Raw genomic sequence first — 15,164 nt, forward strand, 5'->3', positions numbered from 1 at the left:
TCACCTCATCTGACAATAGTTTACCATTAATTCCAACGCTTCTAAAGCATTAATAAACATACTGGCGTAAATTTTCCTTTACATAATTTGCAATAAACATATTACAACTATTAAAATAGAATTAACAGACATAGCATTCATGAGGAGACGTTGTTTATGATAGGTATAGAAAAACAAGCAATAGATGAGATACCTTGTTTAGTTGTTGGAGATGTATCAAAGAAAAATGACGCATTGCCTACGGTATTATATTTCCATGGTTTCACAAGTGCAAAGGAACATAATTTGCCTTTAGCATATTTACTTGCTGAAAAAGGATATAGAGTTATACTCCCGGATAGTGAATATCATGGAGAGCGTGCACAAGAGGTTTCTTCTATAAAGGTCCAAGTTTCATTCTGGGATATTGTAATGAAAAATGTAAAAGAGCTAAATACCATTAAAGAGGATTTTGAAAAAAGAGGGTTGATTCTTAATGGTAGGTTTGGAATTGCAGGTACGAGTATGGGCGGTATTACGACTTCTGCAGCATTAGCTTGCTATTCTTGGATTCACACCGCAGCTATTTTAATGGGCTCACCTAAAATTACAACATATGCCAAGACATTAGTGGATAGTTTTAGAAAAATGGGTGATCTTCCTGTAACAGATGAGATGATTACTTATTTATTTGAGCAGCTGGAGCAATATGATTTATCAAAGCAGCCTGAAAAGCTAAATCAACGACCATTGCTATTATGGCATGGAGAAAATGATCCTGTTGTTCCATTTGATCATTCGTATACTTTTTATGAAGAAGCAAAAAAACTTTACAAAAATCCAGAGGATATTAAGTTTTTGAAGGAATCTAACCGTGGTCACAAAGTGAGCAGATATGCTATTCTTGAGACAGTAAAATGGTTTGAAAAACATTTATAAATAGTGACCGAAGTGATTCATATCATTTTAAAAAAAGGGGAAATATGTTTAAATATAAGTAGGATGAATAGGAGGTATGAAGTATGGATGAAGCTTTAAAAGAGAATTTAATGGGAGCTCTGGAAAATGTTATTGATCCTGAGCTGGGTATAGATATTGTTAACCTTGGTCTAATATATGATGTAGATTTGGATGAAGAAGGTCTTTGTACTGTTACAATGACACTTACAGCAATGGGCTGTCCATTGGCAGGGCACATTGAACAAGATGTTAAGCGTGCATTGTCTGATATTCCTGAAGTGAAAGAGATAAAGGTTGATATTGTATGGAGCCCACCATGGGGTAAGGAAAGAATGTCACGGTATGCTAAAATTGCATTAGGAATTCCAGATTGAGAAAAAGGAAAGGTTGATTCATATACATGAATTAACCTTTTTGTTTAAAGTAGAAAAATTCGATTTCATGTGCTGGTGCAGATGTTCTTGTGAAAAATCTGGTGCCGGCTTTCGGCCAGTAAGGTAATATGTGTGGGACGATTTGGCTTTACTGATCGTCTCTTCTACCGTGTACAATTTTAGTATAGAGGATTGAAGAAGGGAATCGTTTACAAGATGGACTATCCAAAAAGTGCGTTGCCAATCTGTCAGATCATTGGTTATAAAGATACCGGAAAAACGAGCTTAATGGAGAAGCTTATTGTTCATTTTACTTCCCGGAAATGGAAGGTAGGAGCAATAAAGCAATCATGGGCATGGTGGTGAGCCTGATTATCAGCCTGGTACGGACAGTCAAAGGCATTATGAAGCAGGTGCTGCTATAAGTGGGGTCCAGGGAGAAAGCCAAGTGCAATTAACAATAAGGGAAGAAGGCAGTCTGGAAAACGTATTGGATTTTTACCGTTTATTGAACCTGGATTTACTGTTCATGGAAGGGTATAAAAAAGAAGCTTATCCAAAAATTATTATTTTGAAGGATGAGAAGGATTTAGAACTATTAAGTCTTTCAAATATAATAGCTGTTGTGATATGGAATAATGAGATGTCAACATATACAACATGCCCAATTTTTTCGATGCATAAGATCGAACAGTCTTTATCGCAATTGGCATCTGTAATTACAACTCATCTTGACTTTAAATGTTAAAACTGTCAGTATTTTATGTGGAAAGGGATATTATGAAGAATTTTTGGATTACGGAAGAAGCAATAGAAATTAACGATGTCGTTAACAAAGTAACACGAGCAGAAGCAGGAGCAATTAACACATTTATTGGCACAGTTCGCGAACTTACCAAAGGCAAGCGGACTTTATACCTTGAATACCAGGCTTATACTGCATGGCAGAAAAAAACTCGAGGAAATAGGAAAAGAAATAGATGAACGGTGGGAAAATACGCAAACAGCGATTGCTCATCGTGTTGGGCGTTTGGACATTTCCGATATTGCGGTAGTTATAGCAGTTTCCACACCACATCGTAAGGATGCTTTTGAAGCGAGCCGCTATGCGATCGAACGTATTAAAGAAATTGTCCCGATCTGGAAAAAAGAGCATTGGGAAAATGGGGAACTCTGGATTGGTGATCAAAAGGAGCAGGTTTCTTACGAGGGTAATTTACCCGCTAAGGAGGAGATGCAAGATGATTGAAGTATTATTTTTCGCTGAACTTCGGGAAAAGATAGACAGTGGGAAAATTCCCATGGACGCAGCAGGGAAATCTGTGAAAGAATTAAAGGAGATGCTTGTTGCAAAGTATGAGCTTAAGACACTTGACAATGTGATGATTGCAGTAAATGAAGAGTACACGACGGAGAGTACTATTCTTGCTGATGATGATGTGGTTGCATTTATTCCACCGGTCAGTGGTGGCTAGAAAGAGAAGAAGAGACTGTTTCGCCTATGTGCGAAACAGTCTCTTTTTTAGGTGCTTAGGATACTGATACCATCAATTTGGCTTTCGATATATATTGGAATATACAATGATTTTGAGAATAGATAAATTCCTAATTAAGAATATAAATATTGCGTTAATCATTGCTATGGGGAAATATTCCACTTTACGCGGCAGAATTTTACATACCTAACATTTCCATCGCTCTTTCGCTCATTTTGCTTGGGTTCCAGGAGGGCTCCCATACAAGATCTACTTTCACAACATTCACACTATCAAGCTGACTGACACGGTGTTTTACGCCATTGGTAATGCTATCATGCATGGGGCATCCTGGTGTTGTTAGAGTCATACGGATCGTAACATCCTTATTCTCATTCACCATAATACTATAGATAAGACCCAAGTCCATTATATTAACTCCAAGCTCCGGATCAATAACTTCAAACAAGGTAGCGGCTACTTGCTTTTCTAAATTCATTTTTAAAAATCTCCTTTCTTTTTTGATAATTTGCCTGACCATCCATTTCGATACAAACATAGATAACATTTACTTTAACAATACACGGAAAATAGAGCAGGTATATAAGATGGAGGTGAGTGTTAATAAGCCTTGAAAAGTAATGACGAGATGACTCCATTGCCCCAACCCACCAACAGTTAATCCAAGCACACTAGTTATGAAACAGATGAATAAAACCACACTCCAGCTTTCGTGAATCATATCCTTTAATGTAGGCACCTTTTCTTTGCCAATTTTGTTAGAATATTTATAGGTCCACCAAAGGAAAGGAACAATTTTATATAAATAGCCAAGAATACTGAAGACAATCCAGCACATGATATAGAGAAATATAATCCAGCTCCAGCTGATTGGATTTTGATATCCAGCCATATGAAACAGAAGGGCAATAAAATGTATAACTAACCCGTTTCCAATGGCTACAAGAGAGAAAATGAAAGGTTTATCCAGCTTCTTTTTCATTCTTTTTGCTAAAATTTCTTTTATGTCTAAGGTGAAAAATAAAAATCCGAGAAATAAAAGTATCCAACCAAGTGTTTCAAAATAAATAAAATTAGTCCAAAAGGATAAAATCAATAATAGTAAACCAGTTATATAAACAACAAAAGAGCTTTTCGCCCATTTCATTGAATAGCCATGTGATAAGCTAAACATAGGAACAAGCTTATAGGAAAATCCAAATATCAATAAACTAAACCAGCCAACAACACCTAATACAATATGTGAACCAAGGATTGTTTGATGGCTTATAATTTCTCCGTAGGATAGATTCCAGGCTAATAAAAACCCAGCTGAAATGGTCAAAAAGAAACTTGATAAAGCTCCTAAAACAAAATATGTCATTTTATTTTTTTTCTTTTGGGAAAGAATTGTTCTGGCCATTTGAATAAGAAATAGAAGAACCCCAACAATAGCTAAAATTCCCCCAAAGATTGCTTTCTCCGGCTTTAGACCAAGCAATACGGAAAAAATAGAGAACCCTAATGCTGTAATGACAAACTGAATATAGCCAAGTTTGTGACTCCAAATGGGTGTTAAAAAAGCTACAGGTACAAGCTGGTACATGGCTCCCATTGCAATCATAACTGCATATCCAAGAAGAAGAAAATGAGCCCCATCCAAATGTCGGGAAGACGAAAACTACTATTGGTTAATAGATCTGAATTAATGAACAAAATGATTTGTGCAATAATCAGTGCTATAAGACCATATAGAATAAAAGCAAGGGGAAGCTTGACATTTGTTTCAGACTTCATTGTATTTGAAATCATATTAATCACCAGACTTTGTAATGATTATTTTAAAGCTGCCATCTTCCAGTGGCTCTGTTGCATGGGAATAACCACGCTCATCCAACTCTTCATATAAAAACATTGGTCTCCGATCATTTATAATAGAAAGGTGCTCTCCAATATTCATGCCATCCAACGCCTTCAATGTACGGATCATTGGTTGGGGAGGTTCTAAACCTCGATTATCGATAATCATTTCGTAGCCCCCTTTTTTACGTAGGTTACAATCCAATGCCTTTTATCTACTTTTTCAACTTGATGTGCAAATCCCTTTCGGTGTAGCACTTTATGCAGTGGAAGTGGATTAAACGGTGCATGCAAAATAAGCTCCTGCCCTACTTCAATACTTTTTACTGCAGCCATAATCTTATCAAAAGGTTCTTTTTTTAATCGAAGATCTTCTCGAACATCAAGTACGACAGCTTCTTTTAATTCCATAATAGCATCTCCCTACCTTTGATTATTTCCCTTTTATGATAATCACTTTCAATTAGGAGTGAAGTGACTTGTATCACATCAATTTAAGTGAAGAAATCCTGTTAAGTGGAAACGTTTATATAAATTAAAAAAGCAGGTATCTTTGATAAGAACCTGCTCTGTGATTAGAATAATTCATCTTCTAATGCTTCTGTATTAATTTGTAAAAGCCCTGTTTTATCCGTTTGTATGAAGTCTTTCTTTTTTAATTGGGTTAATGTTCGACTGACGGTTTCTCGACTGGAGCCAATCATATTGGCCATTTCTCTATTTGTAAATTGTGTGTCAATAACCGTATGTGTGTCGGAAACTTCTCTTCCATGGTTTTTAGCCAATCGTAATAATAACAGGATTATTTGTTCATACGTATTATGAAGAATCTTTTCTTGCAGCCGATTTTGCAAATCCACAATTTTATCTCCAAGTACCCTGAAAAGTTTAATACATATTTCGGGATGAGTGATAAGGAAGTTTTCAAAGGAATGTATTGGTATATAAATAAGTACAGCATCCTCAGTTACCTCTGCATGTGCCGGATAATCATCCTGCCTAAAGAATCCTTGGTGTGGAAACATGTCACCAGGCTGAAGCATATTGACGATCTGTTCTTTACCATGGATGTCTGTTTTATATATTTTAACTAGTCCCTTATGGATGAAGTACACATTAGTTAGAGGATCACCTTGCATAAAAATATGGGTTCCTGAACGGTATATCCGGTTTTTTGCAAGGTTAATAATAGGCTCCATTTCAAAATCAGTTAAATCTTTAAACATAGGAAATCGTTGTAAAAGTTCCTGAATCGATTGCGTGTTCACCAAAAAACTCCTTTCAATTTCTGTCTTTATTCTATTTATCAGTTTACCATGAGAATGAACTGCGACCTATGGAAAAAATAACTGCTTTGTAATAATGTGATAAATATCATATCCTAGGGGTGTTTTATCTCACATCATATCCACTCTATACAGTTTATGATATACATGTAAACAAATGATTGGGAGGCGTGATTACATGAGTGAGATAAAGTATGCAGCAAAAGTGCATGCACCAGATATTGAGCCAAGAATAAGACATCCGCGGATATTTGAAGTTTTTGATGAATTAAAAGCAGGAGAGGTTATGGAACTAACAAATGATCATGATCCAAAACCGCTACAGTATCAATTTATGATGGAAAGGAAAGATTCCTTTGAATGGGAGTATATAGAAGAAGGGCCAATGCTTTGGAGAGTGGCGATTGGAAAAAGATAAATTTAGAATAAATAGACCCTGTTTTCCGGGTCTATTTTTAATTGCTGCTAGGGTTTTGTGAAAGAGTAATTTTAATACAAGTTCATATAGATCATTAATATTAGTATTCCATGATTGTGACGATATGATGAATTCTGTTAAAAAAGTGAAAAACATCACACCCACTTTTAAAATAGTAATTTACAATTTATGTAGATAGTTTGAGGAGGGGTACTATGTTTTCACGAGATTATAATAAAAATCCTTTTATTGTTATATGGGAGTTGACCAGAGCTTGTCAGCTAAAATGCCTTCATTGCCGGGCAGAAGCTCAATATCATAGAAACCCATTGGAGCTTGATTTTGAAGAAGGTAAGAAGCTAATAGATGATATATATGAAATGGATAACCCAATGCTTGTGTTTACAGGTGGAGACCCACTTGAAAGACCAGATGTTTTTGATATAGCAGAATATGCTGTTAAAAAAGGTGTCCGGGTATCCATGACACCATCTGCAACACCAAATGTTACAAAAGAAGCCATGCAAAAAGCAAAGGATGTGGGCTTAGCAAGGTGGGCTTTTAGTATTGATGGGCATTGTGCTGAGGTACATGATCATTTTCGGGGAACAGAAGGATCCTTTGATTTAACAATGAATGCAATAAAGTACCTTCATGAATTAAACATGCCTTTGCAAATTAACACAGTTATATCAAGATATAATTATCGATATTTGGATGAAATGGCTAAGATGGTGGAAGAACTTGGTTGTGTGTTGTGGAGTGTATTTTTCCTTGTTCCTACAGGAAGAGGAAAGGAATCCGATATGATTACACCAGCAGAACATGAGAAGGTGTTTCGATGGCTTTATGACTTATCCAAACGTGTTCCCTTTGATATTAAAACCACAGCTGGTCAGCATTATAGACGAGTGGTAATCCAAAATAAAATTAGAGAACAAAAAGGAATGAGTGATAAGGAGCATATTTTTTATGAGGATGCACTGATGAACGGTAAGACCGGCCAAATTGACGGCTTAGGACGCGCTCCAAAAGGTGTGAATGATGGGAATGGCTTCGTTTTTATTTCTCATACAGGAGATGTATATCCAAGTGGATTGCTTCCTGTAAAAGCTGGTAATGTCCGAAGAACACCGCTTGCGGAAATTTATCGCGAATCCGAAGTTTTTAAGAACTTGCGTAATCCTGATAAATATAAAGGGAAATGTGGTGTTTGTGAGTTCCGACATGTTTGTGGAGGATCCAGATCCCGTGCCTATAATGTGACAGGTGATTACATGGAAAGTGAACCATATTGTGTGTATATTCCAAGAGCAATGCGTAAAAAGAAGTCTTCGAAAGTATAACAACAGAATCGCAAGCACTTACTAATATTATTGGGTCTAATGATTCGTGAAATGGATATATTGTGAAGTAACTTGGTTGTTTGAAATGGCCGCTTCGGAAAATAAAGTATAGTGAACAAACTATAGCTTGTTTGCGAATGCCTCCGGGGATAGTTTTGCTCTGCAGCCGATTAAATTGCTCTCCGGCGGATTATCTCGCTCTGCAGCCGATTAAATTGCTCTCCGGCAGATTATCTTGCTCTCCGGCAGATTATCTTGCTCTGCAGCCGATTAAATTGTTCTCCGGCGGATTATTTTGCTCTGCAGCTGATTAAATTGTTCTCTGGCGGATTATCTTGCTCTGCAGCTGATTAAATTGTTCTCTGGCGGATTATCTTGCTCTGTAGCTGATTGTCCCACACTAGTTCGCTTTTTCTCCTACTACGAACTAGTGAGAAGTAGCTTTTGTACCCCAACATTTGCAAAAGCCCCATTTTTTAGAGAGAAAAAAGGAGTCAGCTTATGCTAGCCGACTCCTCTTATGTTTTAATGTATGGTGCATAGGACAATAGGGCAGTCTTCACAATTTATTTCTGACTTTAAAAAGTTCAAATCATGAATGGTAATATGGCCTTTATCCATGGAAATAACTGAATTTCGTTTCAACTCGTTTAACAAGCGATTGACACTTTCTCTTGTTGTACCACAAAAATTAGCCAATTGCTGATTCGTCAGTGATATATCTAGGTAAATATCTTGATTTGTTTTTACTCCATAGCTATTTGAAAGGCGGATTAACGTAGAATATAGTGCGCCTTTTTTACCGAAAAGTACAAGATCACGAAATCTGGTTTGGTCCCTTCGATAGGAATTATTCATTAGCTTCATAAATTCAATAGTAAGTTCTTTTTCCTGCAGTAAGCTTTCTTCTAGCTTTGCTTTATCGAGTACAATCACTTCTCCATCTTCCAGTACTTTTGCATGAAGAATATATTTTACTTCTTCGGAATATAAATTAACTTCCCCAATAATATCACCAGCATGACAAATTCTTAAAGCCAATTCTTTTCCATCAGGGGAAAGCTTACCAATTTGTACTTTTCCTGATGTTACCATAAATAATCTGGAAGCAGGCTCACCTTCATTAAATAGAAACGTATCTTTCTTAATTGATAAAGGGTTTCCTTCCTTATGAAGGAGCTTCTGAAGATCAGTGGAAACTTCAGATGTCTTTACTTTACTTTTCATACGGAGCAACCACCTTTATAAAACACTGGAACAGCATACTCTATCTGGAACATACACTTTGTATGCTTGCTTAATATCTATAAGAATAGGATAACAAGGATACCAACAATAAAGCAATAGAAAGCGAAGTACTTTAAATTTCCTTTTGCCATAATATTAATAAACCATTTAAGTGCATAGAAAGATGCTACAATGGATGCCATAAATGCAATTAGATATGGGATCATTAAGGCATCAAAATTAGGATCACTAATAATATCTGTAAATGAAAGGACAGTAATACCAAGACTGACCGGAATATATAACAAGAAGGAAAATCGCAATGCGGTTTCCTGCTTCATACCTACAAGCATTGCAGCTACAATGGTGGCTCCAGAACGGCTGATTCCTGGAATCAAGGCAACAGCTTGGGCGAAACCTACGATCAATGCATCCTTCACTTTTAAGTCTCCATCATTTTTGTTCCCTCGCATATTACGAATAATCCACAAAGCTGCACCTGTTATAAGTAACGTAAAACCAACAACAGTAACTCCACTTAATTTGTCTTCAATATAATCTTCCAAAAGAAGTCCAAGAACTCCCGTTGGAATTGTAGCAACGATAAGGAAAACTACAAATTGAAAATCACCTTTGGCTGATTCTTCTTTTTTTGTAACATAGTGAAGTGTGTTTTGGATTAGTCGAATAATATCTTTTCGAAACACAAGTAATACAGCAATGAGGGATCCGAAATTAACTAATATTTCAAATGATAATCCCTTTATATTAATAGAAAAAAGCTCTCGTAAAATTACGAGGTGCCCACTTGAAGAAATGGGGATTGGTTCTGTAAATCCTTGAAATAACCCTAAAATTAAATATTTTATTAATGTGCCTAGTTCTGTCAATGTCTCCATGAGATATCTCCTTTTTTCAATCGTTCTTTTAAACATATTCGATAAGATAGTAACTTTATTGACTCACTAAATCAATGATCATTTATTTTAATGTGCTGACAAGTCACCAAGTAATTACTAGTTGAATAGTCTAGATGGTGAGGAGGCGGTTAAGATGAAAATGAATAATGATTATAACCATATATACGATTTATGTAAAAAACATATGCATTCTTATGTCCTTGCTGAAACAACAGATGGCTCACAAGTTGATGGTATTATTACTGGATTAGATGATGAATACGTCTATTTTGCAGTGCCAATTGGTGCAGAGGAGCATCAAAACATGGCATCTCCAGATGACCAAAGGCAGTTTGGCTATGGTTTTGGTTATCCGGGTTACGGCTTTCCTGGATACGGTTATCCTGGGTACGGGTACGGTGGCTATCCAGGGTTTTACAGACCGAGAAGATTTCGCAGGCTTGTACTTCCACTTGCAGCTCTTACAGCACTAAGTATCTTGCCATGGTATTAAAAAAATAATGTAATAGGAAAACCCTTGCCCAACTATTGCTTAAAGGCAAGGGTTCTCTCTAACTTTTTACAATTAATTACTATGATCCTCTTTCAACGCGCCATCCCCTAATATAGCAATTGCCACTACAAGAATGCCGGCAAATACTATCGTGCTAAGGAAACTGAATGACTCGCCACCCATGCTTGATAACACATAGGAAAGAACGGAGCTTATTAATAATGCCCAAATTATTGTCCATATGTAACGCAACGTGAACACCTCATTTTTTTCTTTAACTGTCTAAATGAATTCAAACTTCCTTTCCTAGTTTATCAAATCCTTACATAAAATAAAAGTATTATTTCAATAGGGAGGCAGTATGATGACGGAATTAGTAGCATTTTGCAATGATTGGATTGGGTTTCATATAGTTAATGATTTACTTGAGCATGGATATAAAGTAAATGGAATAGAAGATACAACTAAGGATGATATGTTAACAATGTTTTTTGGTAGAAATAGTTCTTTTCAAATAGTGAACTCAGAGACAAAGAAAACCTATGAACATGCCATTCTTACTAATAGTAATAGAAAGCTGAATGAAATGAACGCAGAACACATTCTGGTTATTAACCCCGATGAGAATAGCTTACGAAGTCCGAATGAAATCTTTATTTTCGCTCCCTTGCTTTATGGAGAATGGATGCCAATGAATAAGCAAGGTATCCTTCACGGTAAAGAGACCATTCCATTTGATTCAACTCGGTTTGAACAAGATGCTATATATATAAAAGAGTTCACTAAATTACTTATCCAATGGATAAAAGGCAATAAAACGTCGTCTACCTTGTATGTAAAAACAAAGGAAATGAAAAAGAGAGAAAAAGAAAAGCTTGAAAATTCCATTTATATTCGTGACAATATACCTAAGGAAAAACGGATAGAGCAAGTTATAAAACATTATGAACAATATGGAGCAATGTATAATATGGATTAATTGAAGTAGAATGGAGTGCCGAAATGAAACGAGTACTTTTCATCTGTATAAGTGGAATTTTATTGGTGTTACTTGGTGGATGCAATTTATATAGCAGAGGTGAACTGCAGGCTGTTGGAATGCTCTTTGATAGTCCAATGGAGGAGCAAGCCTGGGGAAAGAAAGGTTATAAAGGCTTAATGGCAATTCAGAAAAGAGAGAATGTGGATGTTTATTATAAAGAAAATATATATACAGAAAACGATGTTGCACTAGCGGTAAATGAATTTGTGGAAAATGGGGTAAATCTAATTTTCGGTCATAGTAATAGTTTTGGTAAATATTTTAAAGAGATTGCAAGTGATTACCCCGATGTCCACTTTGTCTATTTTAATGGCAATATTCATTCCGACAATTTAACAAGCTTAAAGTTTAATGGGGAAGCTATGGGTTTTTTTGGTGGAATGGTGGCAAGTAAAATGACACAGACAAATCAACTGGGAATTATAGGTGCATATGAATGGCAACCCGAAATTGAGGGATTCTATGAGGGCGCAAAATATCAAAATCCTGCTGTAGATATTTATATAAAAATATTAAACACATGGGTAAATAAGGACTTCGCTATAGATATTTATAAGAAGATGCTTGCAAATGACATTGATGTGTTTTATCCAACAGGTGATTCGTTTAGTAATGAAATTATTGAAAGAGCAAAGAAGAATGATGTCCATACAATAGGGTATGTAGATGATCAATTAAAGTTAGGCAAGAAGACTGTTTTAACAAGCACTGTACAACATGTGGACAGGCTTTATGAAATTGCAGCAGAGAGATTTGATAAGGGAAAGCTCGATGGTGGGGTTCTTACATTTGATTTTGGTGATGGCGTTATATCTCTCGGAGATTTCAGTCCATTTGTTCCTGAAAGCTTTCAACAAGAAATCAAAGAATCCATTCAGGAATACATAGAAACAGGGAAGCTGCCAAATGCCCGCTAGTATCGGAAACCCTTATGCAGTAGATTTACAAAGCCTGCTGGGAGGTTGATTAGCAACTTTTACTCTTGCAAGTTGCACATTAATACATTAAAATTAGTACCAAGTCATAATAATTGATAATAAACTTTTAATATATAAGGAGATGGAAATATGAACGTTGGTGTATTAGGTACAGGGCATTACCTTCCAACAAGAGTTGTGACAAACAAAGACATGGAAAAGATTGTCGATACAAATGATGAGTGGATCCGGACGCGTACCGGAATTGAAGAACGTAGACTTGCAGAAGATAACGTAGATTCATCTGACATGGCATACCATGCTGCAAAAGGGGCTATAGAGGAATCTGGTATCGCAGCAGAAGACATCGATATGATACTTGTTGCAACCGTAACCCCTGACACGCCATTTCCATCTGTAGCCTGTATGATACAAGATAAATTAGGTGCGAAGAATGCTGCGGCTATGGATATAAGTGCAGCATGTTCCGGGTTTATGTATGGCATGATTACTGCGAAGCAATTTATTGAAACAAAAGCATATAAGCATATTCTCGTTGTTGGTGTAGATAAGCTATCTAAAATTACCAATTGGGAGGACCGCGGAACATGTGTCTTGCTTGGTGATGGAGCAGGGGCCGCTGTTATAGGTGAAGTTTCAGAAGGGAAGGGTATTCTATCCTTTGAACTTGGTGCAAATGGTGCAGGAGGCAAGGAATTATATCAAAATGAAGATAACCATTTAGTAATGAATGGCCGTGAAGTATATAAATTTGCAGTTCGTCAAATGCCGGAATCTACTGTGAACGTGATTGAAGAAATTGGCCTAAACAAAGAAGATGTGGACTATTTAATTCCACACCAGGCAAATATCCGAATTATGGATGCAGCACGTGAGCGCTTGGGTATTTCTGAAGACAAAATGGCAAAAACGATAAAGAAATACGGAAATAACTCTTCTGCATCAATTCCAATGGCGTTATCAGAAGCTGTTAAAGATGGTAAAATAAAAGATAATGATTTAATCGTAATGGTTGGCTTTGGAGGCGGTTTGACTTGGGGAGCCGTCGCTTTACGCTGGGGGAAATAAACAAAAATAGAACGAAATATTATAGGAGGTTACCTTATGGATAATAAAAGAGTAGTTATTACAGGGCTTGGAGCAATAACTCCTTTAGGAAACAATGTAGACACCATGTGGGAAAATGTTCTTGCAGGCAAATCCGGAATTGATTTTGTAACCAGAGTAAACAAAGATGATTTCCCTGCAAAAGTAGCAGCAGAAGTAAAGGAATTTGACCCTACTGCATATATGGACAAAAAAGATGCCAGAAAAATGGATCCATTTACTCAATATGCAGTCGCAGCAGCCAAAATGGCGGTGGAAGATGCAAAGTTGACAATTGATGATTCCAATGCACATCGTGTTGGGGTGTGGATCGGCTCAGGAATCGGTGGTATGCAAACATGGGAAGACCAGCATACAAAATTTTTGGAAAAGGGACCGAAGCGTGTTAGTCCATTTTTTGTTCCTATGATGATTCCAGACATGGCGGCTGGTCAGGTGTCTATTCAGCTAGGTGCAAAAGGAATTAATTCTTGTAGTGTGACTGCATGTGCTTCTGGTGCAAACTCAATTGGCGATGCTTTTAAAGCGGTGCAGCGTGGAGATGTTGATTATATTATAGCTGGAGGTACAGAAGCCCCAATATCTAATATGGCCTTTGCTGGTTTTTCATCAGCTAAAGCACTGTCATTGAATGAAGATCCTTCTAAAGCAAGCCGTCCATTTGATAAAAACCGCGATGGTTTTGTTATGGGTGAAGGTTCAGGTATTTTGATCATGGAAACATTGGAGACTGCATTAGAACGTGGTGCACATATTTACGGGGAAATTGTTGGCTATGGTGCAACCGGAGATGCTTACCACATCACAGCCCCAGCTGAGCATGGTGAGGGTGCTGCTCGAGCAATGCAAAAAGCTATTGAAGATGCAGGCTTGCAGCCGGAAGATGTCGATTACATTAATGCGCATGGGACAAGTACTGCACTAAATGATAAATTTGAAACAGAAGCAATAAAAACAGTATTTGGTGAATATGCATATAAGGTTGCTGTTTCCTCGACAAAATCTATGACTGGTCATCTACTTGGAGCGGCAGGTGGTATAGAGTCAGTTATTTCTCTAAAAACAATTGAGGATAGCATTATACCTGCTACAATAAACTATGAAACACCAGATGAGGACTGTGATCTGGATTATGTTCCAAATGAAGCCAGGAAGCAGAACGTCAACGTAGTAGTCAGCAATTCTCTAGGATTTGGAGGACACAACGTAGCATTAGTATTTAAAAAATATCAATAATATAAGAAACTATTAAGAAAGGCCGATCAGCAAAAGTTGCTGATCGGCCTTTTTTTATGGCTCTGTATCCATTATTGCTCTTGGCGGGCAAAGAGCTTATTAGCTTTGGTGGCAAAGATTTTAAGGTTTTCTAGGTTTCTTAAATATGACTTACCTTGTCTGTTATGGAGTGTATGACGGACATTGCGGCCGTGGAAACGCGTGTGAATGTCTATCATAAAAGGTATGACGGACAATGCGGCAGTAGAAATGCGTGTGAATGTCTATCATCGAGTGTATGACGGACATTGCGGTCGTGGAAATGCGAGTGAATGTCTATCATCGAGTGTATGACGGACATTGCGATCATGAAACCGCATGTGAATGTCTATCATGAAGCGGATGACGGACATTGCGTCCGAGAAAACGCATGTGAATGTCTATCATGAAGCGGACAATGGACGAAAGCTCAGACACCCCTCATTTTTTCCTGATTAGCTGCATAAAATGGAAGTAATTACGGT

Annotated in this window: 21 protein-coding genes and 2 pseudogenes; 14 read left to right on the forward strand and 9 right to left on the reverse strand. The window is 37.0% G+C overall.

The annotated features are described in order from the left end of the window. Positions 1–156: 156 nt before the first annotated feature. The 6 genes and pseudogenes from JCM12304_RS11870 (at position 157) to moaD (ending at position 2,788) form a co-directional block, all read left to right on the forward strand. Entirely contained in the window at positions 157–918 is a 762-nt protein-coding gene (locus JCM12304_RS11870; RefSeq protein WP_060680582.1) for a serine aminopeptidase domain-containing protein, read from the forward strand. A gap of 83 nt (positions 919–1,001) precedes the next feature. Beyond that, positions 1,002–1,313: a metal-sulfur cluster assembly factor gene (locus JCM12304_RS11875; RefSeq protein ID WP_019376229.1), complete on the forward strand. Its 312-nt coding sequence runs from the start codon at positions 1,002–1,004 to the stop codon at positions 1,311–1,313. Positions 1,314–1,529: 216 nt separating this feature from the next. Continuing rightward, positions 1,530–1,679: a molybdopterin-guanine dinucleotide biosynthesis protein B gene (locus tag JCM12304_RS19105; protein ID WP_082388036.1), complete on the forward strand. Its 150-nt coding sequence runs from the start codon at positions 1,530–1,532 to the stop codon at positions 1,677–1,679. 46 nt (positions 1,680–1,725) lie between these two features. Then, positions 1,726–2,061 (forward strand): annotated as a pseudogene (locus tag JCM12304_RS11880) (molybdopterin-guanine dinucleotide biosynthesis protein B); the annotation flags it as partial. Positions 2,062–2,093: 32 nt separating this feature from the next. Beyond that, positions 2,094–2,562, forward strand: a pseudogene (locus tag JCM12304_RS11885) (molybdenum cofactor biosynthesis protein MoaE). Continuing rightward, positions 2,555–2,788 (forward strand): molybdopterin converting factor subunit 1, encoded by a 234-nt coding sequence (moaD, locus tag JCM12304_RS11890; protein WP_060680586.1) that lies wholly within the window; start codon positions 2,555–2,557, stop codon positions 2,786–2,788. The pseudogene JCM12304_RS11885 and the gene moaD overlap by 8 nt, the downstream one beginning before the upstream one ends. Positions 2,789–2,987: 199 nt before the next feature. Here the strand turns inward: moaD and JCM12304_RS11895 are convergent, their stop codons facing one another. The 6 genes from JCM12304_RS11895 to JCM12304_RS11920 form a co-directional block, all read right to left on the reverse strand. Further along, a complete protein-coding gene (locus tag JCM12304_RS11895; protein WP_019376233.1) occupies positions 2,988–3,287 on the reverse strand; it encodes a metal-sulfur cluster assembly factor in 300 nt (99 codons plus the stop codon). A 69-nt stretch (positions 3,288–3,356) separates the two neighbouring features. Further along, entirely contained in the window at positions 3,357–4,412 is a 1,056-nt protein-coding gene (locus JCM12304_RS11900; protein WP_060680589.1) for a hypothetical protein, read from the reverse strand. Next, on the reverse strand, positions 4,409–4,600 hold the full coding sequence (locus JCM12304_RS19615; RefSeq protein WP_060680591.1) for a hypothetical protein: 192 nt from the start codon (positions 4,598–4,600) through the stop codon (positions 4,409–4,411). Before JCM12304_RS19615 ends, JCM12304_RS11900 begins: the two co-directional genes overlap by 4 nt. A gap of 1 nt (position 4,601) precedes the next feature. Then, the gene (locus JCM12304_RS11910; protein ID WP_019376235.1) at positions 4,602–4,817 is read right to left on the reverse strand and encodes a DUF2249 domain-containing protein; all 216 of its coding nucleotides are present in this window, start codon (positions 4,815–4,817) and stop codon (positions 4,602–4,604) included. After that, complete coding sequence (locus tag JCM12304_RS11915) at positions 4,814–5,059, reverse strand: DUF2249 domain-containing protein (RefSeq protein WP_060680593.1); 246 nt, start codon at positions 5,057–5,059, stop codon at positions 4,814–4,816. Before JCM12304_RS11915 ends, JCM12304_RS11910 begins: the two co-directional genes overlap by 4 nt. Before the next feature lie 164 nt (positions 5,060–5,223). Then, a complete protein-coding gene (locus tag JCM12304_RS11920; protein WP_019376237.1) occupies positions 5,224–5,916 on the reverse strand; it encodes a Crp/Fnr family transcriptional regulator in 693 nt (230 codons plus the stop codon). A 196-nt stretch (positions 5,917–6,112) separates the two neighbouring features. On the opposite strand from JCM12304_RS11920, the gene JCM12304_RS11925 reads away from it, so the two are divergent. Both JCM12304_RS11925 and JCM12304_RS11930 read left to right on the forward strand, forming a co-directional pair. Then, positions 6,113–6,352: a DUF2249 domain-containing protein gene (locus JCM12304_RS11925; protein WP_019376238.1), complete on the forward strand. Its 240-nt coding sequence runs from the start codon at positions 6,113–6,115 to the stop codon at positions 6,350–6,352. Positions 6,353–6,567: 215 nt separating this feature from the next. After that, complete coding sequence (locus tag JCM12304_RS11930) at positions 6,568–7,698, forward strand: TIGR04053 family radical SAM/SPASM domain-containing protein (RefSeq protein ID WP_019376239.1); 1,131 nt, start codon at positions 6,568–6,570, stop codon at positions 7,696–7,698. A 525-nt stretch (positions 7,699–8,223) separates the two neighbouring features. Here JCM12304_RS11930 and JCM12304_RS11935 read toward each other — a convergent pair. Together JCM12304_RS11935 and JCM12304_RS11940 are read right to left on the reverse strand one after the other, a co-directional pair. Next, positions 8,224–8,925 (reverse strand): Crp/Fnr family transcriptional regulator, encoded by a 702-nt coding sequence (locus JCM12304_RS11935; RefSeq protein WP_060680595.1) that lies wholly within the window; start codon positions 8,923–8,925, stop codon positions 8,224–8,226. 77 nt (positions 8,926–9,002) lie between these two features. Then, positions 9,003–9,815 carry an undecaprenyl-diphosphate phosphatase gene (locus JCM12304_RS11940; RefSeq protein WP_369813164.1) on the reverse strand — a complete coding sequence of 271 codons (813 nt, stop codon included), beginning with the start codon at positions 9,813–9,815 and terminating at the stop codon, positions 9,003–9,005. A gap of 163 nt (positions 9,816–9,978) precedes the next feature. Here JCM12304_RS11940 and JCM12304_RS11945 point away from each other — a divergent pair, with 163 nt between their 5' ends. Continuing rightward, the gene (locus JCM12304_RS11945) at positions 9,979–10,338 is read left to right on the forward strand and encodes a hypothetical protein (RefSeq protein WP_060680599.1); all 360 of its coding nucleotides are present in this window, start codon (positions 9,979–9,981) and stop codon (positions 10,336–10,338) included. A 72-nt stretch (positions 10,339–10,410) separates the two neighbouring features. On the opposite strand, the gene JCM12304_RS11950 is transcribed toward JCM12304_RS11945, so the two are convergent. Further along, entirely contained in the window at positions 10,411–10,590 is a 180-nt protein-coding gene (locus tag JCM12304_RS11950) for a DUF2929 family protein (RefSeq protein ID WP_019376243.1), read from the reverse strand. Between the two features lie 112 nt (positions 10,591–10,702). Between JCM12304_RS11950 and JCM12304_RS11955 the strand changes: the two genes are divergently transcribed. The 5 genes from JCM12304_RS11955 (at position 10,703) to JCM12304_RS20095 (ending at position 14,994) form a co-directional block, all read left to right on the forward strand. Next, complete coding sequence (locus tag JCM12304_RS11955; RefSeq protein ID WP_060680601.1) at positions 10,703–11,317, forward strand: hypothetical protein; 615 nt, start codon at positions 10,703–10,705, stop codon at positions 11,315–11,317. A 23-nt stretch (positions 11,318–11,340) separates the two neighbouring features. Beyond that, positions 11,341–12,297 (forward strand): BMP family ABC transporter substrate-binding protein, encoded by a 957-nt coding sequence (locus JCM12304_RS11960; RefSeq protein ID WP_060680603.1) that lies wholly within the window; start codon positions 11,341–11,343, stop codon positions 12,295–12,297. Positions 12,298–12,447: 150 nt separating this feature from the next. After that, positions 12,448–13,386 (forward strand): beta-ketoacyl-ACP synthase III, encoded by a 939-nt coding sequence (locus tag JCM12304_RS11965; RefSeq protein WP_060680605.1) that lies wholly within the window; start codon positions 12,448–12,450, stop codon positions 13,384–13,386. A gap of 36 nt (positions 13,387–13,422) precedes the next feature. After that, a complete protein-coding gene (gene fabF / locus JCM12304_RS11970; protein ID WP_060680607.1) occupies positions 13,423–14,661 on the forward strand; it encodes a beta-ketoacyl-ACP synthase II in 1,239 nt (412 codons plus the stop codon). Positions 14,662–14,868: 207 nt separating this feature from the next. Then, positions 14,869–14,994 (forward strand): hypothetical protein, encoded by a 126-nt coding sequence (locus JCM12304_RS20095; RefSeq protein ID WP_256200824.1) that lies wholly within the window; start codon positions 14,869–14,871, stop codon positions 14,992–14,994. Positions 14,995–15,164: the final 170 nt, after the last annotated feature.

It is taken from the genome of Virgibacillus halodenitrificans JCM 12304 (assembly GCF_001310895.1).
GTDB lineage: Bacteria > Bacillota > Bacilli > Bacillales > Amphibacillaceae > Virgibacillus_Q > Virgibacillus_Q halodenitrificans.

Coding starts and splice junctions, on each gene's coding strand:
- JCM12304_RS11870 (WP_060680582.1), top strand. CDS start 157: ATGATAGGTATAGAAAAACAAGCAATAGATGAGATACCTTGTTTAGTT.
- JCM12304_RS11875 (WP_019376229.1), top strand. CDS start 1,002: ATGGATGAAGCTTTAAAAGAGAATTTAATGGGAGCTCTGGAAAATGTT.
- JCM12304_RS19105 (WP_082388036.1), top strand. CDS start 1,530: ATGGACTATCCAAAAAGTGCGTTGCCAATCTGTCAGATCATTGGTTAT.
- moaD (WP_060680586.1), top strand. CDS start 2,555: ATGATTGAAGTATTATTTTTCGCTGAACTTCGGGAAAAGATAGACAGT.
- JCM12304_RS11895 (WP_019376233.1), bottom strand. CDS start 3,287: ATGAATTTAGAAAAGCAAGTAGCCGCTACCTTGTTTGAAGTTATTGAT.
- JCM12304_RS11900 (WP_060680589.1), bottom strand. CDS start 4,412: ATGATTGCAATGGGAGCCATGTACCAGCTTGTACCTGTAGCTTTTTTA.
- JCM12304_RS19615 (WP_060680591.1), bottom strand. CDS start 4,600: ATGATTTCAAATACAATGAAGTCTGAAACAAATGTCAAGCTTCCCCTT.
- JCM12304_RS11910 (WP_019376235.1), bottom strand. CDS start 4,817: ATGATTATCGATAATCGAGGTTTAGAACCTCCCCAACCAATGATCCGT.
- JCM12304_RS11915 (WP_060680593.1), bottom strand. CDS start 5,059: ATGGAATTAAAAGAAGCTGTCGTACTTGATGTTCGAGAAGATCTTCGA.
- JCM12304_RS11925 (WP_019376238.1), top strand. CDS start 6,113: ATGAGTGAGATAAAGTATGCAGCAAAAGTGCATGCACCAGATATTGAG.
- JCM12304_RS11930 (WP_019376239.1), top strand. CDS start 6,568: ATGTTTTCACGAGATTATAATAAAAATCCTTTTATTGTTATATGGGAG.
- JCM12304_RS11935 (WP_060680595.1), bottom strand. CDS start 8,925: ATGAAAAGTAAAGTAAAGACATCTGAAGTTTCCACTGATCTTCAGAAG.
- JCM12304_RS11945 (WP_060680599.1), top strand. CDS start 9,979: ATGAAAATGAATAATGATTATAACCATATATACGATTTATGTAAAAAA.
- JCM12304_RS11955 (WP_060680601.1), top strand. CDS start 10,703: ATGACGGAATTAGTAGCATTTTGCAATGATTGGATTGGGTTTCATATA.
- JCM12304_RS11960 (WP_060680603.1), top strand. CDS start 11,341: ATGAAACGAGTACTTTTCATCTGTATAAGTGGAATTTTATTGGTGTTA.
- JCM12304_RS11965 (WP_060680605.1), top strand. CDS start 12,448: ATGAACGTTGGTGTATTAGGTACAGGGCATTACCTTCCAACAAGAGTT.
- fabF (WP_060680607.1), top strand. CDS start 13,423: ATGGATAATAAAAGAGTAGTTATTACAGGGCTTGGAGCAATAACTCCT.
- JCM12304_RS20095 (WP_256200824.1), top strand. CDS start 14,869: ATGTCTATCATAAAAGGTATGACGGACAATGCGGCAGTAGAAATGCGT.